The 24,555-nt window shown below is 70.0% G+C and carries 21 protein-coding genes; 13 read left to right on the top strand and 8 right to left on the bottom strand.

Annotation, left to right across the window (positions count from 1 at the left end; all coding sequences use genetic code 11):
• Window positions 1–133: 133 nt before the first annotated feature.
• Both CEP17_RS07205 and CEP17_RS07200 read right to left on the bottom strand, forming a co-directional pair.
• A complete protein-coding gene (locus tag CEP17_RS07205) occupies window positions 134–805 on the bottom strand; it encodes a TrkA family potassium uptake protein (protein WP_036321973.1) in 672 nt (223 codons plus the stop codon).
• Window positions 798–2,240, bottom strand: a complete 1,443-nt coding sequence (locus tag CEP17_RS07200; protein WP_036321970.1) for a potassium transporter TrkG — start codon at window positions 2,238–2,240, stop codon at window positions 798–800. Before CEP17_RS07200 ends, CEP17_RS07205 begins: the two co-directional genes overlap by 8 nt.
• A 70-nt stretch (window positions 2,241–2,310) precedes the next feature.
• Between CEP17_RS07200 and CEP17_RS07195 the strand changes: the two genes are divergently transcribed.
• From CEP17_RS07195 to CEP17_RS07175, 5 genes are all read left to right on the top strand, one after another.
• Window positions 2,311–2,718, top strand: a complete 408-nt coding sequence (locus tag CEP17_RS07195; RefSeq protein WP_112931760.1) for a metalloregulator ArsR/SmtB family transcription factor — start codon at window positions 2,311–2,313, stop codon at window positions 2,716–2,718.
• A 108-nt stretch (window positions 2,719–2,826) separates the two neighbouring features.
• Entirely contained in the window at window positions 2,827–3,018 is a 192-nt protein-coding gene (locus CEP17_RS07190) for a helix-turn-helix domain-containing protein (RefSeq protein WP_005049784.1), read from the top strand.
• Window positions 3,019–3,100: 82 nt separating this feature from the next.
• Entirely contained in the window at window positions 3,101–3,199 is a 99-nt protein-coding gene (locus tag CEP17_RS07185; protein ID WP_003792170.1) for an AURKAIP1/COX24 domain-containing protein, read from the top strand.
• Window positions 3,200–3,293: 94 nt separating this feature from the next.
• On the top strand, window positions 3,294–3,563 hold the full coding sequence (locus CEP17_RS07180) for a glutaredoxin family protein (protein WP_187289969.1): 270 nt from the start codon (window positions 3,294–3,296) through the stop codon (window positions 3,561–3,563).
• Window positions 3,560–3,862, top strand: coding sequence for a Dabb family protein (locus tag CEP17_RS07175; protein WP_036321684.1), 303 nt, complete (start codon window positions 3,560–3,562; stop codon window positions 3,860–3,862). Before CEP17_RS07180 ends, CEP17_RS07175 begins: the two co-directional genes overlap by 4 nt.
• Before the next feature lie 24 nt (window positions 3,863–3,886).
• On the opposite strand, the gene CEP17_RS07170 is transcribed toward CEP17_RS07175, so the two are convergent.
• The 3 genes from CEP17_RS07170 to aspS all read right to left on the bottom strand — a co-directional run bounded on the left by CEP17_RS07170 (window position 3,887) and on the right by aspS (window position 8,302).
• Window positions 3,887–5,605: an AMP-binding protein gene (locus tag CEP17_RS07170; RefSeq protein ID WP_112931759.1), complete on the bottom strand. Its 1,719-nt coding sequence runs from the start codon at window positions 5,603–5,605 to the stop codon at window positions 3,887–3,889.
• Window positions 5,606–5,692: 87 nt separating this feature from the next.
• The gene (locus CEP17_RS07165; protein WP_112931758.1) at window positions 5,693–6,883 is read right to left on the bottom strand and encodes a mechanosensitive ion channel domain-containing protein; all 1,191 of its coding nucleotides are present in this window, start codon (window positions 6,881–6,883) and stop codon (window positions 5,693–5,695) included.
• 78 nt (window positions 6,884–6,961) lie between these two features.
• Window positions 6,962–8,302: an aspartate--tRNA(Asn) ligase gene (aspS, locus tag CEP17_RS07160; protein ID WP_112931757.1), complete on the bottom strand. Its 1,341-nt coding sequence runs from the start codon at window positions 8,300–8,302 to the stop codon at window positions 6,962–6,964.
• A 77-nt stretch (window positions 8,303–8,379) separates the two neighbouring features.
• On the opposite strand from aspS, the gene CEP17_RS07155 reads away from it, so the two are divergent.
• The 6 genes from CEP17_RS07155 (at window position 8,380) to ccsB (ending at window position 13,952) form a co-directional block, all read left to right on the top strand.
• A complete protein-coding gene (locus tag CEP17_RS07155) occupies window positions 8,380–9,036 on the top strand; it encodes a DedA family protein (RefSeq protein ID WP_039416486.1) in 657 nt (218 codons plus the stop codon).
• A 66-nt stretch (window positions 9,037–9,102) separates the two neighbouring features.
• Window positions 9,103–9,732: a histidine phosphatase family protein gene (locus tag CEP17_RS07150; protein WP_112931756.1), complete on the top strand. Its 630-nt coding sequence runs from the start codon at window positions 9,103–9,105 to the stop codon at window positions 9,730–9,732.
• Entirely contained in the window at window positions 9,729–10,340 is a 612-nt protein-coding gene (locus CEP17_RS07145) for a TlpA disulfide reductase family protein (protein ID WP_112931755.1), read from the top strand. Before CEP17_RS07150 ends, CEP17_RS07145 begins: the two co-directional genes overlap by 4 nt.
• A complete protein-coding gene (locus CEP17_RS07140) occupies window positions 10,337–11,089 on the top strand; it encodes a cytochrome c biogenesis protein CcdA (protein WP_112931754.1) in 753 nt (250 codons plus the stop codon). The genes CEP17_RS07145 and CEP17_RS07140 overlap by 4 nt, the downstream gene beginning before the upstream one ends.
• Complete coding sequence (locus CEP17_RS07135; protein ID WP_112931753.1) at window positions 11,070–12,836, top strand: cytochrome c biogenesis protein ResB; 1,767 nt, start codon at window positions 11,070–11,072, stop codon at window positions 12,834–12,836. The genes CEP17_RS07140 and CEP17_RS07135 overlap by 20 nt, the downstream gene beginning before the upstream one ends.
• Before the next feature lie 39 nt (window positions 12,837–12,875).
• The gene (ccsB, locus tag CEP17_RS07130) at window positions 12,876–13,952 is read left to right on the top strand and encodes a c-type cytochrome biogenesis protein CcsB (protein ID WP_112931752.1); all 1,077 of its coding nucleotides are present in this window, start codon (window positions 12,876–12,878) and stop codon (window positions 13,950–13,952) included.
• 124 nt (window positions 13,953–14,076) lie between these two features.
• Here ccsB and CEP17_RS07125 read toward each other — a convergent pair whose 3' ends face one another.
• Both CEP17_RS07125 and CEP17_RS07120 read right to left on the bottom strand, forming a co-directional pair.
• A complete protein-coding gene (locus tag CEP17_RS07125; RefSeq protein WP_112931751.1) occupies window positions 14,077–16,050 on the bottom strand; it encodes a YhgE/Pip family protein in 1,974 nt (657 codons plus the stop codon).
• A complete protein-coding gene (locus CEP17_RS07120; protein WP_112931750.1) occupies window positions 16,047–18,938 on the bottom strand; it encodes an MMPL family transporter in 2,892 nt (963 codons plus the stop codon). The genes CEP17_RS07125 and CEP17_RS07120 overlap by 4 nt, the downstream gene beginning before the upstream one ends.
• 173 nt (window positions 18,939–19,111) lie before the next feature.
• On the opposite strand from CEP17_RS07120, the gene CEP17_RS07115 reads away from it, so the two are divergent.
• Complete coding sequence (locus CEP17_RS07115) at window positions 19,112–19,771, top strand: TetR/AcrR family transcriptional regulator (RefSeq protein WP_112931749.1); 660 nt, start codon at window positions 19,112–19,114, stop codon at window positions 19,769–19,771.
• 15 nt (window positions 19,772–19,786) lie between these two features.
• On the opposite strand, the gene CEP17_RS07110 is transcribed toward CEP17_RS07115, so the two are convergent.
• Window positions 19,787–20,764, bottom strand: coding sequence for an o-succinylbenzoate synthase (locus tag CEP17_RS07110; protein WP_112931748.1), 978 nt, complete (start codon window positions 20,762–20,764; stop codon window positions 19,787–19,789).
• A gap of 54 nt (window positions 20,765–20,818) precedes the next feature.
• On the opposite strand from CEP17_RS07110, the gene metH reads away from it, so the two are divergent.
• Complete coding sequence (gene metH, locus CEP17_RS07105; protein ID WP_112931747.1) at window positions 20,819–24,553, top strand: methionine synthase; 3,735 nt, start codon at window positions 20,819–20,821, stop codon at window positions 24,551–24,553.
• Window positions 24,554–24,555 lie beyond the last annotated feature (2 nt).

Here is a 24,555-nt window from a genome sequence, read left to right as displayed (position 1 = left end):
GCGGCGGCGAGAAACCACCGGCGCGTCGAGAAACCACGCGCGGCAGGGTTTCTCGCACCGCAGATGGTTTCTCGCGGGCGCGGCGGGCCGGCCGGCGGGCGGCGGGCGCGGCGGGCGGGCGCGGATGCCGAGGTCAGCGGTCGAGCGAGGCGAAACGCTCGATGTCGCTGTTGGTGCCCGACACGATGATGAGGTCATGGTTGGTGACGACGGTGTCGGCCTCCGCGTAGCGGAACGGCTTGCCCGGGCTCTTCACACCGACCACGGTGACGCTGTATTTGGTGCGAACGCCCGATTCGTTCAGACCGATGCCGCGGATGAACTTCGGCGGATACATCTTGGCGAGCACGAAGTCGTCGTCGAAGCGGATGAAGTCGAGCATCCGGCCGCTGACCAGGTGCGCGACGCGCTCGCCCGCCTCGCGCTCGGGGTAGATGACGTGATTCGCGCCGACGCGGGCGAGGATCTTGCCGTGGCTCTGCGAGACGGCCTTGGCCCAGATCTGCGGCACCTTCAGATCGACGAGGTTCGCCGTGATGAGCACCGAAGCCTCGATCGACGAGCCGACGGCGACGACGGCCACCTGGAAGTCCTGGGCGCCGATCTGCTTGAGTGCTTCGATGTTGCGCGCGTCGGCCTGCACCGTGTGGGTGACGCGCTCGGACCACTTCTGCACGAGCTCGAGGTTGTCGTCGATCGCGAGCACTTCACGGTCGAGGCGGTCGAGTTCGCCGGCGCACGCGGCTCCGAAACGGCCGAGGCCGATCACAAGGACGGGAGCATCGCTCCGGATCTGCTCAACCAACGATCGGCCTTTCGACGGGCAGCGAGTAGTGCTGCGATCGGCTCGTCGCGGCGACGGCCGCGGCGAGAGTGACGGTACCCACACGGCCCATGAACATCGTCGCCGCCATGACGTAGACGGCGAGATCGGGCAGGTCCTGCGTGATCCCGGTGGACAGTCCGACGGTCGCGAAGCCCGAGACGACGTCGAAGAGCACATACTCCACGGGGTATCTGGTGATCTGCGCGATCGTGATGGTCGACACCGCGACGATGGTCGAGCCCCAGGCCACGACCGAGAGGGCGACGCGCTGCACGTCGCTGGGGATGCGGCGGCCGAACGCCTGCACGCTGGGCCGGCCCTTGGCCTCGGACCAGACGGCGAGGGCGAGGACGGCGAGGGTGGTCACCTTGATGCCGCCGGCGGTGGATGCCGAGCCGCCGCCGATGAACATGAGCATCGAGCCCACGACGAGAGACGATCCGTGCAGCTGCCCGATGTCGACGATGGAGAAGCCCCCCGAGCGCGTCATCGCGGACAGGAAGAACGCCTGGAAGGTCGTGTCCCAGGCATCCATCCCGCCGAACGTCTTCGGGTTGTCGTACTCGAGCAGCAGGAAGACCGCGGCGCCGGCGAAGAAGAGGATGACCGTGGTGATGAGGGTGAGCTTGGCGTGCAGCGACCAGCGACGGACATGGAAATGGTGGCGCCACAGCGCGAAGATCACGGGGAAGCCGATGGAGCCCAGGAACACTCCCGCCATCAGGAGTGTGAGGAACAGGTAGTTGTGCGCGAACGGGGCGATGCCCTCGGCATTCGGGGCGAACCCGGTGTTGGTGAACGACATCGCCGCGTAATACGGCGCCTCCCACAGTGCGCTCCACGGATCGACACCGCTCGCGAGCAGCGACGGGTACAGCAGCACGGCGAGCCCGGCCTCGATCACGAGCGTCGACAGCGCCACGGTGGCCAGAAGCTGGCCGACCTCGCCCAGTCGCACCGCCTGACCTTCGTTCACCGGTCCGCCGTGGGCGCGCAGCGGATTCGTGTCGCCCGCGGCGATCAGCTTCGCGCGCAGCCCCAGGCGCTTGGAGATGACCAGGCCGAGAATGGATGCCAGGGTCAGCACGCCCATCGCGCCCACGTTCACGCCGATGTAGACGATCAGGTGACCGAACGCACTCCAGTGCGTCCCCATGTTCACGGTCGACAGCCCCGTCACACAGATCGTCGACACCGCGGTGAAGAGGGCGTCGGCGAACGGCGTGACCCGGCCGTCGGCGGATGCCGCGGGCAGCGAGAACAGTGCGGTGAACAGCAGGATCAGCGCGAGGAAGATGCCCACCGCGAACCGCGACGGCGAGGCCGTGGTCGCGTCGCGCAGGCGATCGCGGGTCACGTCTAGTGAGCTGCGCAGAGAGCGCCATGCACGGGCACCCGCGGTGTCGCCCGTCATGGTCCGCCCCTCTCTGACGAAGAACCGTTGACATGGTACTCCGGGCCGCGACGCGGGCTAACCTATCGTCATGGCGGACATCTTCGACGTGATCGCCGACGGTACCCGTCGGGACATTCTGCAGCTTCTGCGCGAGCGCGCGTCGGCGGGCGAGCACGGCACGAGCGTGTCCCACATCGTCACCGAGCTAGGCGTCAGCCAGCCCACGGTCTCCAAGCACCTCAAGGTGCTTCGCGAGGCAGAGCTGGTGACGGTGCGCGAAGAGGGTCAGCACCGCTACTACAGCCTGTCGCCGGCGCCGCTGGACGCGGTCGATGACTGGCTCGTCCCCTTCCTGGACGAAGATCTCGTTCCCGCTCCGGCAGGAGCGTCGACGCTTCCCGAGCCCGCGGTGGCGGCCGCCGATCTGGTCGGGCGCGCGGCGGCATCCGCGAAGCACGCGTGGGACACCGCGTTCAAGCGCTTCCCCGGTCGCTGAGCACACGAGTCACACCGATCACACGGGTTTACACGCGGCGCACAGAGACCCTAATGTTGGTTCACAGCAATGCGGAGGCACCGCATCGGGTATCGGTGGGGGAATGGGATGCCGGACCTTTCTGACGTGCGTTTTCTGACGGTCGCGGAAGTGGCCGAGATCATGCGCGTGTCGAAGATGACCGTGTACCGTCTGGTGCACGCCGGCGAGCTCCCCGCCGTACGGTTCGGTCGCAGCTACCGCGTGCCCGAGACGGCCGTCACCGAGGCCGTGCAACGTCCTATCGCCGACGTCGGCTAGACTGATCCGAGGGCATTTTTCGAGATGCCCGTTCCCGGACGCGGCCACCCGCGTCCAGACCCCTGACATAGTGAGGTTTTCCGTGGGTTCTGTCATCAAGAAGCGCCGCAAGCGCATGGCGAAGAAGAAGCACCGCAAGCTGCTTCGCAAGACTCGCCACCAGCGCCGCAACAAGAAGTAATTCGTCGCGGCACGCTGCAAACGACACCGAGCGCCTGTCCCCGAGATCACCGATCCGGGACGGGCGCTTCGTGTTCTCCGGCAGAATGGACTGCGTGACCACCCTCACGATCATCTCCAAACCGGATTGCCACCTGTGCGACGTCGCACGGGAGATCGTCGAGACCGTGGTCGCCGACCTGCCGGAGGATGCCGTCGACGTCCGGGAGTTGTCGATCCTGGACGATCCCGCCCTCTACGCGCAGTGGTGGGAGAAGATCCCCGTCGTGCTCATCGACGATCGCCTGCACGCCCATTGGCGTCTGTCGCCGGAGCGCCTTCGGGCTGCGCTGTCGACCCCTGACCGAGAGGACACCCTCCGATGACCCTTCGCCACGTGGTCGCCTTCCGCATGGCCGCCGCCGATCCCGCCGACCGCGCCGCGCACGCCGCGGAAGCTGCTCGGCGGCTCAACGCCCTCGTCGGCGTCGTTCCGACGCTACGCGCGATGAGCGCCGGGGCGAACGTCCTCTTCCCCGATCAGAACTGGGACCTCGTGCTCGTCGCCGACTTCGAGGACGTCGCGGGCCTGGACGCCTACCAGGTGCACCCCGCCCACGAGGAGGTCGCGGCTTACATCGGCACGATCCGTGCCGATCGGGTCGCGGTCGACATCGAGATCTGAGCGGTCGAGATCTGAGCCGTCGCCTCAGCGGAAGTCGCGGTCGCTGAACTCGCCCGCAGGCCGTTCGCGCGTTGCGGCTTCCGCCGCACGCAGCTCGACGCGGCGGATCTTTCCCGAGATCGTCTTCGGAAGCTCCTCCACGAACTCGAGACGGCGCACGCGCTGGTAGGCGGAGAGGCGGGCGCGGGCGTGCGCGAAGATCTCGCGCGCCGCCGCGCGCGGGTCCGCGGCGGCCGCCGCACTCAGTCGCACGAAGGCCTTCGGCACCGCGAGGCGGAGCGGGTCGGGACTCGGGACCACGGCGGCCTCTGCCACCGCCGGGTGCTCGAGCAGCACCGACTCGAGCTCGAACGGCGAGATCTTGTAGTCGGAGGCCTTGAACACGTCGTCGCTGCGCCCGACGTACGAGAGATAGCCGTCCTGGTCGCGGGACGCGATGTCGCCCGTGTGGTAGAGCCCGTCGTGCAGGGCCCGGGCGGTGCGCTCCGGTGCGTCGTGGTAGCCGTCCATCAGGCCCAGGATCGGCGTGGACACGTCGAGGCAGATCTCCCCCTCCTCCACGCCGCGCTCGCCCGTCTCCGGGTCGACGAGCACGACGGGGTAGCCGGGCAGAGGGCGCCCCATCGAACCGTCCTTCACCACCTGGCCCGGAGAGTTCCCGATCGCGCAGGTCATCTCGGTCTGGCCGTATCCGTCGCGGATCGTCGGGCCCCAGGCCGCGCGCACGCGCGAGATCACCTCGGGGTTCAGTGGCTCTCCCGCCCCCAGCAGCTCGCGCGGCGGCTTCGTGAGCAGGCTGAGGTCGGCCTGGATCAGCATGCGCCAGACCGTCGGCGGGGCGCAGAACGTGGTGACGTCGTGGGTGTCCATCACGTGCATGAGGGTCGCGGCGTCGAAGCGGTCGTACGTGTAGACGAACACCGTCGCCTGGGCGAGGAAGGGGGCGAAGAAATTGCTCCATGCGTGCTTGCCCCAGCCCGGCGAGGAGATGTTCATGTGGACGTCTCCGGGGCGCAGCCCCAGCCACCAGAGGGTCGACAGGTGGCCCACCGGGTAGGAGACGTGGGTGTGGCGCACGAGCTTCGGCGTCGCCGAGGTGGTGCCCGAGGTGAAGTACAGCAGATTGAGGTCGTCGGCCGGTGTGGGTCCCGACGGGACGAACGTCGCCGTGACCTCGTGCGACTCGTCGAACGAGAGCCAGCCCTCCGGCGCGTCGGCGCCGACGGCGATGCGCAGGATGCCGGTGGTCGCGGCATCCACCGCGCTCGCCGTCTCGGCCGGGGCGATGACCGCGCGGGCGCCGCTGTGCGCGATGCGGTAGGCGAGATCGTCGGGCGAGAGGAGGGTCGTGGTGGGGATGGCGACGGCGCCGAGCTTGGTGAGGCCGAGCATGACCTCCCAGAGCTCGATCGTGTTGCCGAGCATCACGATGACGCGGTCGCCGCGCTGCAGTCCCTGCTGGCTCAGCCAGACGGCGACGGCATCGGAGCGGCGCGAGAGCTCGCCGTAGCTCCACGACCGCGCCGCGAGGTCGGCGTCGACGATCGTGACGGCGGCGCGGTCGGGGTGCTCGCCGGCGACCACGTCGAACCACTCCAGCGCGAAGTTGAACGCGGACAGCTCCGGCCAGGCGAACCCCGATACAGCGCCGTCGTAGTCGTCGCGATGCGCGAACAGGTGATCGCGTGCGGCGCGCACCTTCTCGGTGGCGTCGGTGGCGGGTCGGATGGGGGAAGTCGTCATGTCATCCGCGTGAGGCACTCCGTCAGGCTACGCCCTGCCGCATCCGTCGCGCGGCATGCGACACCCGCGGCGCGCTGTCGACGATCGTCACCCAGGGTGCTCGGAATCGTCGCCGGTGCCGGAGACGATGGGGATCGCCTGCGTGAACGCCCGGGCGCGCTCCTCCGCCTCGGGGGAGCCGGTGAACAGTCCGGTCGATCCCGTGTCGACGGCGGCGTCGTCGTGTACCGATGCGGCAGGCGGCGTCTCGGCATCCTCGATCAGCACGCGCTGCACGGGGAGAGCCCCTGGCGTCTCACGGTGCACCCAGTCGACGAGGTGCTCGCGCACGTAGCAGCGAAGGTCGAACAGCGTCGGCGCGTCAACCGCCGTGACGAGAACGCGCACGCGAATGAATCCGTTCGTGGCGTCGGTGACCTGCAGAACAGACGCGCGCCGGTCCCACAGCGGGGTCTGCTCGAGAACCCGCGCGAGTTCCTCGCGCATGCGCCCCGGCGATACGCGCCAGTCGAGGTCGAGCTCGACCGAGCCGAGCAGTTCGCTGCCGGTGCGCGTCCAGTTCTGGAATGGCTTGGTGGTGAAGTACGTGCAGGGCAGGACGAGGCGGCGGTCGTCCCAGATGTCGACGACGACGTAGCTGAGCGTGATCTCCCCGATCCGACCCCACTCGCCCTCCACCACGACGACGTCGTCCACGCGCAGGGCGTCGCTGAAGACGAGCTGCACGCCGGCGAAGATGTTGGCCAGCACCGACTGCGCGGCCAGGCCCGCGACGACGGACGCGATGCCGGCCGAGGCGAGCAGGCTCGCCCCGACGGTGCGGACGGCGGGGAAGGTGAGGAGCATCGCACCGATCGCGATGATGACGATCAACGCGATCGCCAGCCGGCGAAGGATGAGCACCTGGGTTCTGATCCGGCGGGCGACCCGGTTGTTCGGGACGTCGATGCGGTAGCGGCCCAGCGCCAGGTCGCCGGCGAAGGCGACCAGTCCGGCGAGCAGCCAGGCGCTGGCGAGGATTGCGGCGATCGTGAACAGCTGGCTGAGCAGCGGCATCCACGGGGCGTCTCCCGGAACGACCACTGCGACCGCGATCCACAGTGCGAACACCAGGATGAGCACACGGAACGGTCGCCGCCCGTGACGGATGAGGCGCGTCGGCCAGTCGGCGCGCCGCGCCATGAGGCGAACGATCAGCGTGGTCGCGACGGTGAACAGCAACGCCGCGACCACCGCGATGGCCACCGCGATGGCGAGTTCGAGCCAGTTGTCCCACATGGAGGTCTCCTTCGGCGGGGGAGCATCCAGGCTAGGCGCGGCCCCCGGGTACGAAGCAACTCCGGCTCGAACTCCCGGTCAGGGAGCCAGGCGCGTCGGCCCGCGGAAGAGGAAGGTGACCTCGCGGATGGAGTCCTGGCCGAGCATGAGCATCAGCACGCGCGCGAGACCCATGCCGAAGCCGCCGTGGGGCGGGATGCCGTAGCGGAAGAAGTCGAGGTAGTGCTCGAGTCCTTCCAGCGACAGGCCCTTCTCGAGCGCCTGCGCCTCCAGCACGTCGATGCGGTGCTCGCGCTGCGCGCCGGTCGTGATCTCGGTGCCCTGGAACAGCAGGTCGTAGCTGTTGGTCAGTCCGGTCTCGGGGTTGCGCATGTGGTAGAACGGGCGGATCTCGGGGTGGTAGTCGGTGATGAACACGAACTGGTGCCCGAAGGTCTCCCGCACATGCGCCGAGATCTGGCGCTCGCCCTCGGGGTCGAGGTCGCCGTCGGTGCGGGGGATGTCGTAGCCGCGGGCCTTCACGATCTCGCGGGCTTCGGCCAGCGGGATGCGCGGGAAGGGGAGCGTCGGCACGACGACGTCGATGCCGAACAGCTCGGCGATCTCGTCGCCGTGCTTGTCCTTGACGGCCTGGAAAGCAGCGGCAAGGAGCTCCTCCTGCATCGCCGCGACGTCCTCGTACGAGTCGATCCAGCTGATCTCGGCGTCGATCGAGGTGAACTCGGTCGCGTGGCGGCTGGTGAAGCTGGGGTCGGCGCGGAAGACGTCGCCGATCTCGAACACCTTGCCGAAGCCGGCCGCCTGTGCCATCTGCTTGAAGTGCTGCGGGCTCTGCGCGAGGTAGGCCGTCTGGTCGCCGAAGTACTCGAGCGCGAACAGCTCGGCGTTGCCCTCGGCCGGGGTGGACATGAGCTTGGGGGAGTGGATCTCGACGTAGTCGCGCTCGATCCAGTACGAGCGCATCGCGTGCTCGAGCGTCGTCTGGATGCGGAAGACCAGGTTGTTGCGACGTTGGCGCAGGTCGATGAAGCGCCAGTCCATGCGCTTGTCGAGGCCGCTGTCGGCGGCGATCGGCGTCTCGGGCAGGGCCGCGGCGGCGATGACGAGGGTGGCGATCTTGATCTCGACGCCGCCGAGTTTGACGCGCTCGTCGTGCTTGAGCTCACCCGTGACGGTGAGGAAGGTGCCGGTCGACAACTCGGAGATGAGGGCCGTGAGCGCGAGGGCCGCGGCATCCTGTTCGGCGCCATCGGGGTCGGGGCGCGTCGCCGGGTTGACGAGCTGGACCGCGCCGGTCTCGTCGCGCAGGATGACGAACTGCACCTTCTTCTGATCGCGGACGGTCTCCACCCATCCGGACACCGTGACGGTGCCGTCTTCGCGGGACTGCAGCTGGCTGACGAGGGTGCGTTCACTCACGAGGCACCAGTCTACGCGGAGCCCCGCACCCGGCATCCGTCCAGGCAACGGTCACCACTGCTCGCTACCGTCGAGCTATGGCGATGGCATCCGACGGCTCCTGGCTCACCGCGCTCGTCGATGCCGTCGTCGGCCTCATGAACCTCATCGGCGCCCCGGGCGCAGGGCTGGCGATCGCGCTCGAGAACCTGTTCCCGCCGCTGCCCAGCGAGGTCATCCTGCCGATGGCGGGCTTGGCCGCCGCCCGCGGCTCGTTCTCGCTGTTCGAGGCGCTGGCGTGGACCACCGCCGGCTCGGTCGCGGGCGCCTTCGCGCTCTACGCTCTGGGCGCGTGGCTCGGCATCGATCGCCTCCGCGCGCTTGTGCGACGGATGCCGCTGCTCAAGGTCGAGGACGTCGACCGCACCGTCGCCTGGTTCCAGCGGCACGGGGGCAAGGCCGTCTTCTTCGGGCGCATGCTGCCGATCTTCCGGAGCCTCATCTCGATCCCTGCGGGCGTCACGCGCATGCCGCTGTGGCGCTTCGGCCTGCTGACCTTGGCGGGATCGTTCATCTGGAACGCCGTCTTCGTCCTGTCCGGCTACCTGCTGGGCGATCAGTGGCACATCGTCGAGGAGTACGCGGGCGTGCTGCAGTACGCGGTGATCGCGGTCGCGGCGACGGCCCTCGTCTGGTTCACCGTGAACCGCGTGCGCCAGCTGCGCGGCGCGTCGGCCGACAGCGACCCGGCCTGACACGGAGCCCCCGGGGCGGTTCCGCTCTCAGCCCGGCCACAGATGTGCCCCGCGTAGACTGGCGGGGTGCCCGCTGACCGCCTCCACCTCGTGCGCCACGGCGAGGTCCACAATCCCGGGCGGGTGCTGTATGGGCGACTTCCGAACTTCCGGTTGAGTGCCGCCGGGCGTGAGATGGCTCGCAGCGCCGCCGCCTATGTGCAGGGATCGGGCCGGCCGGTGAGCGCCCTCTACGCCTCGCCGCTGCAGCGCACCCAGGAGTCGGCCGAGCCTTTCGCCGAGGCCTTCGCGCTCGACCCGATCATCGACGAGCGCGTCATCGAGCCGACCAACGTCTTCGAGGGCAAGCGCATGACGCGCGCGGTGCTCAACCCCCTCAACTGGCGGTATCTCGCGCGTCCCGAGATCCCCAGCTGGGGTGAGCCGTATGCGCAGGTCGTCGCCCGCATGGATGCCGCGATGAGCGAAGCCTGGAACGACGCCGACGGTGGCGACGTCGTCATCGTCTCCCATCAGCTGCCGATCTGGGTCACGCATCTCTCGGTGGCCGCTCAGCCGCTGCGTCACGATCCGCGCAAGCGCCGCTGCGCCCTGTCGAGCATCACGAGTTTCGAACGCGCCGGCGGCCGCTGGCGCGAAGTCGACTACGTCGAGCCGGCCACGACGGCTCACGCGGTGGATGTGGGAGCGGTATGAAGCATCGGACGACCGCGCGGCTGGCGGCATCCCTTCTCGCCCTGGCGCTCGGCGCGGGCTTGGCGGGATGCAGCAGCGCGAATGACGACCTCGCGAACCAGTACAAGCAGGGCGACGGCAAGGGCTACATCTCCGGCGACGGCAGTGTGCAGGAGATCGCCCCCGGCGACCGCGGCGGTGCGGTCTCGTTCAGCGGCACCGCGGTCGACGGGGCCACGGTGACGAACGCCGACTACGCCGACAAGGTGCTGGTCCTCAACTTCTGGTACGCCAACTGCGGCCCCTGCCGCGCGGAGGCGCCGACGCTCGAGAGCGCCTACCAGGCGGTACAGCCGGCCGGTGCCGAGTTCCTCGGCGTGAACATCTACGACGGGCCCGAGGGCGCGAAGGCGTTCGACGAGAAGTACAACATCACCTACCCGTCGCTGCTCGCCAAGGACGACGCCGACCTCAAGCTCGCGTTCGCGTCGTGGACGCCGCTGCAGTCCGTGCCGATCACCCTCGTGCTCGATCGGCAGGGCCGCGTCGCGGCGCGATTCATCGGCCGCGTCGAGAGCGAGTCGATCCTCAAGACGATCATCAACGACGTCGTCGCGGAGACCACGTGAGCGACGTCGTCTTCAGCGGCGCGCTCTGGCTCGCGATCCCCATCGCGATGCTCGCGGGTCTCGTGTCGTTCCTGTCGCCGTGCGTGCTGCCGCTCGTGCCCGGCTACCTCGGGTTCCTCGGCGGCGCCTCCGGGGGAGCCGGCAGCCGCAGCGGTCGTCCGACGCGCACCGGCCGCGGCCGGTTGCTGCTGGGGGTGGTGCTGTTCATCGCCGGGTTCACGGTCGTCTTCGTCGCGATGGGGGTGCTCGCCGGAACCCTCGGCCGCTTCTTCCTCCAGTACGGCGAGGTGCTCACGCGCGTGCTGGGCGTCGTCGTGATCATCATGGGCCTCGTCTTCCTCGGGCTGTTCGGCTTCGCGCAGCGCACGATGAAGCCGCAGGTGCGCAGCGGTCTGGGACTGGTCGGCGCGCCGCTGCTGGGCGTGGCGATGGGCATCGGCTGGGCGCCGTGCATCGGCCCGACCTACGCGGCGATCCTCTCGATCTCCCTCACCCAGGCCGACCCGACCCGCGCGGTGCTGCTCGCCGTCGCGTATTCGCTGGGACTCGGCATCCCGTTCCTGCTGCTCGCGGTGGGCTTCGGCTGGGCGACCCGCTCGGTGGCGTTCCTGCGTCGCCACATCCGCGCCGTCAACATCATCGGCGGCGTGCTTCTGATCGTGCTCGGGCTGCTCATGGTCACCGGGCTCTGGACCGCGGCGATGTCGCAGCTCACGGGGGTGATCGGCGGTGTCGAACTCCCGCTCTGACGGCACGGGCACCAGCGATCCGCTGCGTCCGGCCGACCACGCGGATGCCGCGACGCCCGCCGCCATCGCCCAGCCGCAGCTGGGCGTGATCGGCTGGCTGCGGTGGGGCTGGCGGCAGCTGACGAGCATGCGCACGGCGCTCGTGCTGCTGCTGCTGCTCGCGATCGCGGCGATTCCGGGTTCGATCGTGCCCCAGCGCACCGCCGACCCCAACGGCGTGCTGCAGTACAAGACCGACAACCCGGGCCTGTTCCCGATCCTCGACGGTCTGCAGCTGTTCGACGTGTACTCGTCGGTGTGGTTCTCGGCGATCTACATCCTGCTGTTCATCTCGCTGATCGGCTGCGTGATCCCGCGCACCAAGCACCACTTCAACGCGCTGCGTGCCCGCCCGCCGCGCACGCCTGCGCGCCTGTCGCGACTCGACGATCACGCCGAGGCGGAGCGCATCGTCGCCCCGGGGCAGGATGCCGAGGCGGCCGCCGTCGCCGCGGTCGAGCTCGCCCAGGCCCAGCTGCGCAAAGCCGGCTACCGCGTCGAGCGCTACGACACCGCCGCGACGGCGAAGCGGCCCGCGACGGCATCCGTGTCGGCCGAACGCGGCTACGCCCGTGAGACCGGCAACCTCGTCTTCCATGCCGCGCTCGTCGGCGTGCTCATCTCGGTCGGTGTCGGCGGGGGGCTCACCTATACGGGCCAGACCGTCATCGTCGAAGGCGACAGCTTCGTCAACTCCCTCGGCCTCGGCTACACCTCGTTCAACCCCGGTCGCTTCGTCGACACGAACGCGCTGCCGCCGTATTCGCTCACCCTCGACAGCTTCGACGTGAATTACGTGCCCATCGGGCAGGCCGGTCAGGGGCAGGCCGGGGACTTCGCCGCGAACCTCACCACCCGCGAGCCGGGACACGACCCGCAGCAGCAGACCGTGCGGGTCAACCATCCCATCGACATGGCCGGCGACCGCGTCTACCTCATGGGCAACGGCTACGCGCCGACCATCACGGTGCGAAACCCCGCGGGCGACGTCGTGCTGCACGAAGACGTCGAGTTCCTGCCGCAGGGCGCGACGATGACCTCGCTCGGGGTCGTCAAGGTCCCCGACGGGCTGTCGCAGCAGGTCGGGCTCGTCGGCTTCTTCTATCCGACGGCGGTCAAGATGGACACCGGTGCGCTGACGTCGTACTACCCGTCGCTGGCGAACCCCGTGCTCACCCTCGACGTGTACACGGGCGACCTCGGCATCGACGACGGCACGCCCCGCAACGTCTACGCGCTGGATGTCAGCGGCATGACGCAGCTGACGGGCCGCAAGATCGACGTCCCCTCGCTCGAGCTGGCGCCGGGGCAGACCGTCGATCTGCCGAACGGTCTCGGCACGATCACGTTCGACGACGCGACCGCCAGCGGAGCACGCGAACAGGTCAAGCGCTACGTGTCCCTGTCGATCCACCGCGACGTCGGCGCGCCGTGGGTGCTCGGCTTCGCGATCGTCGCCCTGACGGGACTGCTCGCGGCGCTGTTCATCCCGCGCCGGCGCATGTGGGTGAAGGCCACGCCGGGTGACGGTGTGGTGCACCTCGAGTACGCAGGTCTCGCCCGCGGCGAGGACCCCGCGATCGCGGTCGCCGTCGCCGACCTCGTCCGCGACCACGGCACCGCCATGGATGCCGCGGGCACGGCCGGGTCGGCGGGCGAAGCGGTCGCGGCATCCGAGGGTCGGGCCGGCGGCCCCGGCCGGTCGTGACCGGTCCGGGCCACAGCACGCCGACGTAGACTGATCGTCATGCCCGACGGCCTCCCTCTCGACGAAATCTCCCGGCTCCTCGTCTGGACCGCGGTCGCGATCTACGCGCTCGCGTTCATCGCCTACGCGATCGACCTCGGACGCCGCTCCGACATCGCCATTCAGCAGAAGGATGCCGCGAAGCAGCGCGAGCTGGTCGGCGCGGTCGCGGGCATCTCGGCATCCGGGTCGACCGCGCTCGGCGGGTCTCTCGATGAGATGCGGGCCGAGCAGCAGGCGGCCAAGGCGGAGCTGGAGGCGCCGCTGGCTCGTCGCACGCGATACCTGTGGGCGCGCATCGGCACGTCGCTGACGGTGCTCGGCTTCCTCTTCCACGTCGCCGGCGACGTGCTGCGCGGCGTCGCCTCGGGCCGCGTGCCGTGGTCGAACATGTACGAGTTCGCCCTCACCGGCACGATGCTGATCGTCGCCGTCTACCTGGTCGTGCTGTTCAAGTACGACCTGCGCTTCCTCGGCACCTTCATCACCGGGCTCGTCGTCGTGCTGCTCGGCGGCACCGTGATCTGGTTCTACACCGCCGTCGTTCCCCTCTCGGATCCGCTGAAGAGCGTGTGGCTCGTGATCCACGTGTTCGTGGCGTCACTCGCGACGGCGCTGTTCGCGCTCGCTTTCGCGCTGTCGGTGCTGCAGCTGATGCAGACCCGCCGGGAGCGGCTGGCGATCGCGGCGTTGTCCGCATCGGACGAGGCCGCCGCCGCCGCGCCGCGCCGCCGCGGCCTGCGCTTCCTGCGGACGCTGCCGGCCGGCGACGTCCTGGAGGCGCTGGCCTACCGCTTCACGATCATCGGCTTCATCTTCTGGACCTTCACCCTCATCGCCGGATCGATCTGGGCCAACGACGCGTGGGGACGCTACTGGGGCTTCGACACGAAGGAAGTGTGGACCTTCGTCATCTGGGTGCTCTACGCCGGTTACATCCACGCGCGGGCGACCCGCGGCTGGCGAGGCACCCGTTCGGCGTGGCTGTCCATCGTCGGCTTCGCCGCGGTGATGTTCAACTTCACGATCGTGAACCTGTTCTTCAAGGGCCTGCACGTCTACAGCGGCCTGAACTGAGCCCGCGCCGCGGGCGCCCGGACGGAGACGTCCGCACGGTCGCCGGGCCGGTGTGAGCTGCAGAAAACGGCTCGCGCTGCGGATGTTGTCGCAGCGCGAGCCGTTTTGTGGCGCGGGGGCGGGGTCAGGCCAGGGCGGGGGATGCCGCGAGCAGCGCCCGGGTGTTCGCCGTCCGGCGGCGGGTCACCGCGATCGTCGTGGCGACGAACGCCAGTGCCGCCCACGCGATCATGCCGGCGAGTCCCGCACCGAGGCCGCCGGCGGGAGTGATCGCCGCCAGCAGTGCGGTGTAGGCGGGGGCGGTGGGCATGACTCCCGCGATGGAGGCGAGCACGCCGGGGATCGTTGAGACGATCCCGGTCGCCACCGCGAGCACCCCGACGAGCGTCGAGATCCAGCGGCCGGCGCCCCCGAAGACCGCGACCAGCGCCTGGTTGACCGCCGCGAACGAGACACCGGCGACGACGGCGAGGCCGGCGAACGCGAACCAGGTGCCGGCGTCGTAGTTCGCCGCGATCTGGGCGACTCCCGCGACGAGCAGACCCTGGGCTGCTCCGATGCCGGCGGCCGGGGCGAGACTGCGCAGCGCCAGGAGCACCGACGGCCGCCGCGAGCTCAGCGCGTGCCGCGGCACGGCCTGAAGCGCGATGAACGACCCGAGGCCTCCGAACCACAGCGCGAGCATCGCCAGGAGCGGGATCGCGGATGCACCGAAGAGGTTGGTGCCGATGCCGTCCGCGCTCACCGGGTTCGCCACGACCTTGGCGGTCGCATCGGCCTGCTGCTGCGAGTACGTCGGGATCTGCGACACCGCCGAGTCCAGACCCTGCGCCAGCGAGCTGGACCCGGTGGCGAGCTGGTTCACGCCGGTGCTGAGCTGGCTCGCACCGTCGGCGACCTGCGTGGCGCCGTCGGCGAGCTGCGAGGCGCCCGTGGACAGTCCGGTGGCGCCGGTGGCCGCCTGGCCGATGCCGCCCGCGAGCTGGCCGAGGCCGGACTGCAAGGACTGCGCACCGCCGGCGAGCTGGTTCACTCCCTTGACCGTCTCGGGGACGGCTTCGTTCTTCAGGCCGTTCGCGTACCCCGCCGCGTAGCCCGCGTTGGTTGCCGATTGCGTGACACCGTCGGCCAATGAGCTCAGCGCGACGCAGACGGCACCCTGTTCCGGCGTCGTCGGCGTCTGCGGTGGGATGCAGTGGTTCGCGACGAGCAGCTCCTGGTACGTGCCCGCGAGCTTCTGGGTCGCGGACGCTGCCGCCGACGCGTACTGCGCCGTGGTCGACACCGTGCCGCCGAAAGTTTTCGGATCCGTGGAGGTGAACTGCGCGGACAGCTGTGTCAGCCCATCGGCGAGCTGGCCGGCTCCCGCCGCGGAATCGTTGGCGCCGGTCGTCAGCTTGTCGAGCCCCGACGACAGCTCGCTCGCCCCGGTGCCGAGCTGCCCCGCGCCCGAGGCGAGCGCGGTGGCACCGCCGGGCAGCTGTGCGGCGCCGGTGGCCGCCTGCTGCGCGCCGCTCGCGAGCTGGTCGGCGCCGCTGGCGGCCTGGCCGAGCTGGTCGTGCAGGTTCGTGAACCCCATGAGCACATTCGTCAGGTACTGCTCGGAGACGGCGCTGCCGAACACGGATGCCGCCGTCTGCGTGATCGTCGCGGTGATCGCTGCGTCGACGACGCGGCCGTCCGGCGCGGTCTGCACCTGGATGGTGGCCTTCTCGGGCGTCTTGCCCGGTGCGGTCGAGGTCGCCGCGGCGGAGAAGTTCTCCGGAATCGTGATCACGGCGTCATAGCTGCCGTCGGCGAGGCCCGTGGCCGCATCGTCGGTGTTGGAGATCACCCAGTCGAGGTTGCTGGGCACATCGGGGGAGCCCTCCACCAGGCCGGCGGTGAGCTGGCGCCCCAACGGCGCGGTCTGCCCGTTGATCGTGACCGGCTTGTCGTTGTTGACGATCGCGGCACGGACGTTGTCGAGACGCTCGGTGGGGTTGTAGAGCGCCGCGAGCAGGATGCCGCCGATCAGCACGGGCAGCAGGAGTACCCCGAGCAGGGTGAGCCAGGTGACGGGGCGACGGGAGCGGGCGCGTTCGAGGGAGAGAGTCATGCGGAGATCACCTGCGTGGGAGAGTCGGCGGTGCCGGTGGTGAGCGCCAGTGCGGTCACGCTCTGGCGATGGGCGTCGGCGAGCACGTCGAGGGCGGGGCCCTCGCGACGGGCGGAGGCGACGATGGTGAGCGGATGGGTCGGAGCGCCGCCGCGGGCGGTGCGGGCTGCGGCGCGCTCCTGCGCATCGCGCAGCAGCGCGGCGGCCTGATCGCGATCGGCTCCGTTCAGGGTGTCGAGACCGTCGATGGCGACCGTGGTGGTTCCGCCGGCGAGCGCTCGCCGCAGCTCCGTGAGGGGCGCGGCGGCACCGTCGAGCAGCGCGACGCCGACGTGCGCGCGCACCCAGGCGCCGCGTCCGGGCAGCAGGTGGCCCGCGACACGCAGGCGCCCCTCGCTGGGATCGACCCGACCGGCGACGGTGAGGACGAAGGCGCGACCGGCGCGCGGGTCGGCCGCGGTCGCCAGGAGCGTGCCGCCCTGCTCGAGCCGGATGGACTCGGCATGGAAGAGCGTGATGTCACCGACGCCCGAGCCGCCCTCGACGCGCACGGACAGCTCGTCCGCTGCCAGCGCGCCGGTGTAGCCGGGCTCCGGCCACGCGGTCAGGGCGAGCTCGCGCTCGACGGCTTCGCCCTCGATGTCGAAGTGCGGCAGTGCGCGGTCGAGCCACCTCGGCATCCACCAGGCCTTCTCGCCCAGCAGCGCCATGATGGCCGGCCCGAGCGTCATGCGCACCAGGAAGGCGTCGACGGCGATGCCGACGGCGAGCCCGAGCGCGATCGGTTTGATCGACGTATCGCCTTCGGGAATGAAGGCCGCGAAGACCGCGAACATGATGACCGCGGCGGCCGTCACCACGCGCGCCGACGCCGTGAACCCGCTGCGCACGGCGCCGACGGCCGTCTGCCGATCGGCTCGTCCGCCGCGAGCGCGGCGGGTGTGCACGTAGTCCTCACGCATGCGCGAGACGAGGAACACTTCGTAGTCCATGGCGAGCCCGAACAGCACGCCCATGAGGATGATCGGCATGAAGCTGATCACCGGCCCGGTCCGCGTGACGTGCAGCGCGTCGGCCAGCCAGCCCCACTCGAACACCGCCGCGACCGCGCCGAAGGCGGCGAGGATCGACAGCAGGTAGCCGAGGGTCGCCTTCAGCGGCACCCAGATCGAGCGGAACACGATCATCAGCAGGATGAACGACAGGCCGACCACGAACAGGCCGAACGGCACCAGGGCGGCGCCCAGACGGTCGGAGATGTCGATCGCGATCGCCGTGAAGCCGGTGACCTTGAGGTCGATGCCGTACTTCTGCAGCCATTCGTCGTGGTGGGCACGCAGCTCCCGCACGAGGTCGGCCGTCTGCGGGGCATCCGGTGCCGTGGTCGGCACGATCTGGACGAGTCCGGTGTCGGCGGTCTGGTTCGGGGTCGCGAGGGCGACCGTCTTCACGCCCGGGATCTTCTCGACGTCGGCTTTCAAGTCGGCCATGAGCGTCAGCGGGTCGGTCGAGGTGACGATCGTGCCGGTGAGGATGAGCGGCCCGTTGGCGCCCGGACCGAAGTGCTCGGCGGTCAGGTCGTAGGCCTGTCGCGCCTCGCTCGACGCCGGCTGCATGCCGGCGTTCGGCAGCGCGAGCTGCAGACTCGATGCGGGAATCGCCGCGACGCCGAGCACCACGATCACCGACAGGGCGCTGACCACCGGATGCCGGGTGACGAGCGCCACCCACGGGTTCGTCTTCTTCGGCGCTGCCGACGCCACCGGTGCGGCGCTGTTCTCGGCATCCTCGCGCGTACGCGCCGCGCGGCGACGCCGCCCGAGCGGGATGCCGCGCCCGAGACCCCGCGGCCACCCGGCGACACGGCCCTTCGCGAAGCCGAGGAGGGCCGGAGTGAGGGTGACCGCGACCGCGACGGCGACGGCGACGGCGCCCGCGGCGGCCAGGCCCATCGTGGTGAGGAAGGGGATGCCGGCGAAGCCCAGGCCGACGAGCGCGATCAGCACCGTGACGCCGGCGAACATGACGGCGGAGCCGGCGGTGCCGGTCGCGCGTGCGGCCGACTCTTCAGGGTCGATGCCGGCGCGCACCTGATCCTGATGTCGCGCGACGATGAACAGGGCGTAGTCGATGCCGACGGCCAATCCGAGCATGATCGCGAGCATCGGAGTGGTGGAGGAGACCGTCGCAAAGGCCGTCGAGGCGAAGATCAGTACGACGGAGAGGATCACGCCGATGATCGCGCTGACGAGGGGGAACCAGGCGACGGCGAGGGATCGGAACGTGACGATGAGGACGAACAGCGCCACGAGCACGCCGATGATCTCCGTCACCGACAGGCTGGGCAGCGAGGTCGAGAACAGGTCGCCGCCGACCACGACCGTCGACCCCGCGGGGAGGGCTGCGCCGAGACTGGTGGCCATGTCCTGCAAGGCGGTCTTCGTGGCGGCGGGGACGTTGGTGACGGTGCCCTCGAACTGCAGGCGGATGAGCGCGGCCTGGCCGTCGTCGCTGACCATGCCGGTCACGTTCTTGTTGAACGGATCCGTGACCGCCAGCACCCCGTCGAGCTTTCCGAGATCCGTGACGGCGGTCGCGATCTGGCCGCTGTAGGGCTCGTCGTCGACGTGTTGACCGGGCGCCGCCACGATCACGTACTGCGCGCTGGTGCCGGCTGCCTGGGGGAAGGTGCGGTTGAGGAGCTCCAGGCCTTCCTGGCCCTCCGTCCCCGGAATGGAGAAGGAGTTGTCGAACCCCTTCACGGCGCCCGTGGCGACACCCACCCCGACGGCACCGCCGATCACGCCGAGCAGCAGCAGCCACGACACGAGGACGCGCCAGGAGTGGCGGTACGACCAGCGGCCGAGCGAAAACAGAAGTGTGGACACGGGGTGCTCCGGTTCAGACGTTCGGGACAGTGACGGACAGGGAATGTTCGATACACCGCTGTATCCGATACACAGATGTATCCTAAGAGCAGGGATTCGCGCAATCCTGAGCACTCGATGTGAACTGAGACGCGACAACGGCGGCGGCGCCGTTGTCGAGGGAGGGAGGGACCGTGACCGACATCGCCGACCACACGGATGCCGCCCGCCCGCCCAGCCAGCGCCGGGAGCAGACCCGCGCTCGACTGCTGGATGCCGCTCACGAGGTCTTCTCGGAGGTGGGCATGGATGCCGCTTCGGTGGAGGCGATCTGCGAGCGGGCCGGCTTCACGCGCGGCGCGTTCTACTCCAACTTCGAGACGAAGGACGAGCTGTTCCTGGCGCTCGTCACGCGACTGTCGGACGCCAAGCTGGACGCGGTGGAGAGTCGCGTGCAGCGCCTCTCCGCCGATGGCCAGATCGACATCTCCGATCTCGTCGGCCATCTCGGAGCCCCGTTCGGCGAGGAAATGGATCCGCACCTGCTGACCGAGATCCGCGCGCAGGCTCTGCGTGACCAGCGTCTGGCCGAGGCCTTCCTCACCCTGCAGCGCCGCGTGCTCGAACGCATCGAGGGCTTTCTGCAGCACATCGTCGCGACCTACGGTCTCACCCTGCGGATGCCGGTGCGCGACGCGGCGCGCGTGCTCCTCGATGTCTCGAACGAGACCTGCACGACGGCGACGCTGGAGGGCAAGTCCTCCGACAGCATCACGGACGACCTGCGTCGCCGGATCGAAGCCCTAGTGCCGGCGCTCGTCTCCGACGGCGGCGCGGCCGCGTTCCGCTCCTAGCGGCTCCTCGACCTCCTAGAGCTGTGCGGCGCAGCGCTCGAGCCGCTCGAGCCACCAGGCGCGACGGTCGGCGGATGCCGCGTGGCGGGCCAGGAGCGCGGCATCCGGTGTCACCCGGCCGACCGGCAGGCTGCCGTCGACGGGCCGGAGAGGTGCGCGCGTGACGTCGGCGGCGAGCAGCGACGCGGTGCCGAGGCCGCAGTCGTAGGGGAGATCCGGCAGGGCGGCGGCGAGGGCTGCCCCCATCGCGAGTCCGACGCTCGTATCGAGGGCGCTGGAGACCACGGCGGCAAGCCCCGCCTCGTCGACGATCGACAGGGCGCGGGCGACGCCGCCGAGCGGCTGCGCCTTGACGACGAGGAGGTCGGCTGCCCCGGCGCGCGCGACGGCCAGCGGATCGACGGCCTTGCGTACGGATTCGTCGGCGGCGATGGGCAGGTCCCAGTCGGCGAGGCGTTCGCGCAGCTCGGAGAGCTCGTCGATCGACGCGCAGGGCTGCTCGAGGTACTCCAGATCGAACGCGGCCAGGGCATGGGCCGCGTGTTCGGCTTCATCGACGTTCCAGCCCCCGTTGGCGTCGACCCTCACCCGGCCCTCGGGCCCCATGGTCGCGCGCACCGCGCGGACTCGCGCGACGTCGTCTGCGAGCGTCTGCCCGGTCTCTGCGACCTTGACCTTCGCCGTGCGGCACCCGTCGAAGCGGGCGAGAACACTCGGCACGTCATCGGCGGCCACGGCAGGCACGGTCGCGTTCACCGGCACGCGATCGCGCACCGGCGCGGGCTGACGATGCCAGCCGTAGTCGATCGCGGCCGCCAGCCAGACGGCGGCCTCCGCGTCGTCGTACTCGAGGAACGGTGAGAACTCCGTCCAGCCTTCGGGACCTTCGAACAGCACCGCCTCGCGGTGCTCGACGCCGCGGAAGCGCGTGACGAGGGGCAGCGAGACGACGTGCGCCGTGGCGAGGAGATCGGCGACGCGGGGCAGACTCATGCCCCTATCCTGCCGCGCCGCGCCGGTGCCGGACAGCCGTGGGACAATCGGGCGGTGACCGCTTCCCTCGCGCCCACCGGCCGCTTCGCGCTCGACATCGACGGAGTGCCCCGCACCGCTCGCGCGCAGGCGCTGCTGGGCGCCCTGTCGGAGCGGGTGGTCATCGCCGACGGTGCGATGGGAACCATGCTGCAGCGCCACGAGTTGCAGGTCGACACCGACTTCCAGGGACTCGAGGGCTGCAACGAGATCCTCAACCTCACGCGGCCCGACGTGGTCGGCGAGATCCACGACGCCTACTTCGCCGTCGGCGTGGACGCCGTGGAGACGAACACGTTCGGTGCGAACTGGTCGAACCTGTCCGACTATGGCATCGACGACCGCATCGCGGAGCTCGCTGGCGCCGGCGCGCGGATCGCGCGGGAACGCGCCGAGGCTGCCGAGAGCGCCGACGGTCGCATGCGCTGGGTGCTCGGGTCGATGGGCCCGGGCACGAAGCTGCCGAGCCTCGGTCACACGACCTACGCGCACCTCAAGGAGACCTTTGCGCTGCAGGCGGAGGGCCTCATCGACGGGGGAGCCGATGCCTTCCTCGTCGAGACCAGCCAGGACCTCCTGCAGACGAAGGCGGCGATCAACGGCTGCAAGCAGGCGATCGTGGCCCGCGGCATCCGTCTGCCGATCTTCGTCGAGGTGACGGTCGAGACCACCGGCACCATGCTCATGGGTTCGGAGATCGGTGCGGCGCTCACCGCACTGGAGCCGCTCGGCGTCGATGCGATCGGCCTGAACTGTGCGACGGGCCCCGCCGAGATGAGCGAGCACCTGCGCCACCTGTCGAAGCACTCGTCGGTGACGATCGCGTGCATGCCCAACGCGGGGCTCCCGGTGCTCACCGCCGACGGCGCCCACTATCCCCTGACGCCCGCGGAACTCGCGAGCGCGCACGAGCAGTTCGTCCGCGAGTTCGGCATCGGCCTCATCGGTGGATGCTGCGGCACGACGCCGGAGCACCTGGCCGCCGTCGTGGAGCGGGTCGGCCATCTCGCCGTCGCGTCCCCTCCCCCTGACCGCGAGACACCGCCCGGGCACCGAGACACCGCCCGGGCACCGGTGTCTCGGCGCGAGAACGGTGTCTCGCTGACACCGGCGATCGAGACGGAGCCCGGCGTCGCGTCGCTGTATCAGCACGTGCCGTTCCGGCAGGATGCCAGCTACCTCGCGATCGGGGAGCGGACCAACGCGAACGGGTCGAAGGCTTTCCGCGAAGCGATGCTCGAGGCTCGGTGGGACGACTGCGTCGAGATCGCACGCGGGCAGATCCGCGTCGGTGCGCACCTGCTCGACGTGTGCGTCGACTACGTCGGCCGCGACGGCGTTGCGGACATCCGCGAGGTCGTGTCGCGGTTCGCCTCGGCATCCACTCTTCCTCTCGTGATCGACTCGACCGAGCCGGCCGTCATCCAGGCGGGCCTCGAGCTGATCGGCGGCCGGCCCGTCGTCAATTCCGTGAACTACGAGGACGGCGACGGCCCGGCATCCCGCTTCGGGCGCATCATGCCGCTCGTCAAGGAGCACGGCACCGCCGTGATCGCGCTGACCATCGACGAGCAGGGTCAGGCGCGCACGGCCGAAGACAAGCTGCGCATCGCGTCGCGCCTCGTCGACGAGCTCGTCGGCGTGTGGGGCATGCGGGTCGAGGACATCATCGTCGACTGCCTCACGTTCCCGATCGCGACGGGCCAGGAGGAGACCCGCCGCGATGCCATCGAGACGATCGAGGCGATCCGGGCCCTCGTCGCGAAATACCCGGGCATCAACACGACGCTCGGCGTCTCGAACGTCTCGTTCGGTCTCAACCCCGCCGCCCGCTCTGTGCTGAACTCGGTGTTCCTGCACGAAGCGACGCAGGCGGGGCTGACCAGCGGCATCATCGACGCTGCGAAGATCGTGCCGCTGGCCTCGCTCCCCGACGAGCAGCGCACGGTCGCGCTGGACCTCGTCTGGGATCGGCGCGAATGGGATGCCGACGGCACCCTCACCTACGATCCGCTCGCGACGATGCTCGACCTGTTCGCCGGGGTCGACACCGCGGCCCTGCGCGACCAGCGCGCCGCCGAGCTGGCCGCGCTTCCTGTCGGCGAGCGGCTGGAGCGTCGGATCATCGACGGCGAGTTGAAAGGGCTCGAGGCCGACCTCGATCTGGCGCGCGCGGGCGGTCCGGAGGCGCCCGCCCTCACGCCGCTGCAGATCATCAACGACCACCTGCTGGAGGGCATGAAGGTCGTCGGCGAACGGTTCGGGTCGGGGCAGATGCAGCTGCCGTTCGTGCTGCAGTCCGCCGAGGTCATGAAGACCGCGGTCGCCCTGCTCGAGCCGCACATGGAGAAGACCGACGAGGCCGGCAAGGGCACGATCGTGCTGGCGACCGTGCGCGGCGACGTGCACGACATCGGCAAGAACCTCGTCGACATCATCCTCACCAACAACGGCTACACCGTCATCAACCTCGGCATCAAGCAGCCGATCGCCGACATCATCGCCGCCGCCGAGGAGCACGATGCCGACGTCATCGGCATGAGCGGCCTGCTCGTGAAGTCCACCGTCGTGATGAAGGAGAACCTCGAGGAGCTCATGGCCCGAGGCCTCGGCACGAGGTGGCCGGTGATCCTCGGCGGCGCGGCTCTCACCCGCGCATACGTCGAGCAGGACCTCGCCGAACTGTTCGAGGGTGAAGTGCGCTACGCGAAGGATGCGTTCGAGGGGCTCGCCCTCATGAAGCCGCTCGTGCGCGTCGCGCGCGGCGAGGCTCCGGATGCCGTCGGCCTGCCGCCGCTGAAGAAGCGCATCCACGCTGCGGGGTCACGCTTGACCCTCACCGAGCCCGAGGCGATGCCGGCGCGGTCGGACGTGGCATCTGACAACCCGGTGCCCGCACCGCCCTTCTGGGGCACGCGCATCGTCCGCGGTATCGCGCTCGCCGACTACGCCGCGTTCCTCGACGAGCGGGCGACCTTCATGGGGCAGTGGGGGCTCAGGCCCGGACGCGGCGAGGGCGCACTGTCGTACGAGCAGCTCGTCGAGACCGAGGGGCGCCCGCGGCTGCGGTACTGGCTCGACCGGATCCTCGCCGAGCGCATGCTCGACGCCTCGGTCGCCTACGGGTATTTCCCCGTCGTGTCGGAGGGTGATGACATCGTGGTGCTCCACCACGGCGACGACCCGTCGGGTGTGCTGGGGAGAGCGGGGCTGCTCGCACCCGATGGCGGCTCGGGCGGCCCGCTCGGAGCCGACCGCCTGCGCTTCCACTTCCCGCGGCAGCGGCGCGACCGCCACCTGAACCTCGCCGACTTCGTGCGCGCGCGCGAGTCGGGCCAGGTCGACGTCCTGCCCGTGCAGCTCGTGACCGCCGGCGGGGCGATCGACGCCGTGACCGCGAAGCTGTTCGCCGAAGACCGCTATCGCGACTACTACGAGCTCAACGGCTTGGTCATGCAGCTGACCGAGGCGCTCGCCGAGATCTGGCACGCGCGCATCCGCGCCGAGCTCGGCTTCGCCGCGGAGGACCCTACCGACACCGCCGGCCTCTTCGCGCTCGACTACCGCGGCGCGCGGTTCTCGCTCGGCTACCCGGCGTGCCCCGACATGGAGGATCGCCGCAAGGTCGTGGAACTGCTGCGTCCGGAGCGCATGGGCGTCGAACTCAGCGACGAGCTGCAGCTGCACCCCGAGCAGTCCACCGACGCGTTCGTCTTCCACCACCCCGAAGCGAAGTACTTCTCGGTCTGAGG

This window comes from Microbacterium sp. PM5 (assembly GCF_003293595.1).
GTDB lineage: Bacteria > Actinomycetota > Actinomycetes > Actinomycetales > Microbacteriaceae > Microbacterium.
Note: the sequence above shows the minus strand (reverse complement) of the source record. Positions and strands in the feature narration are given on the sequence as shown.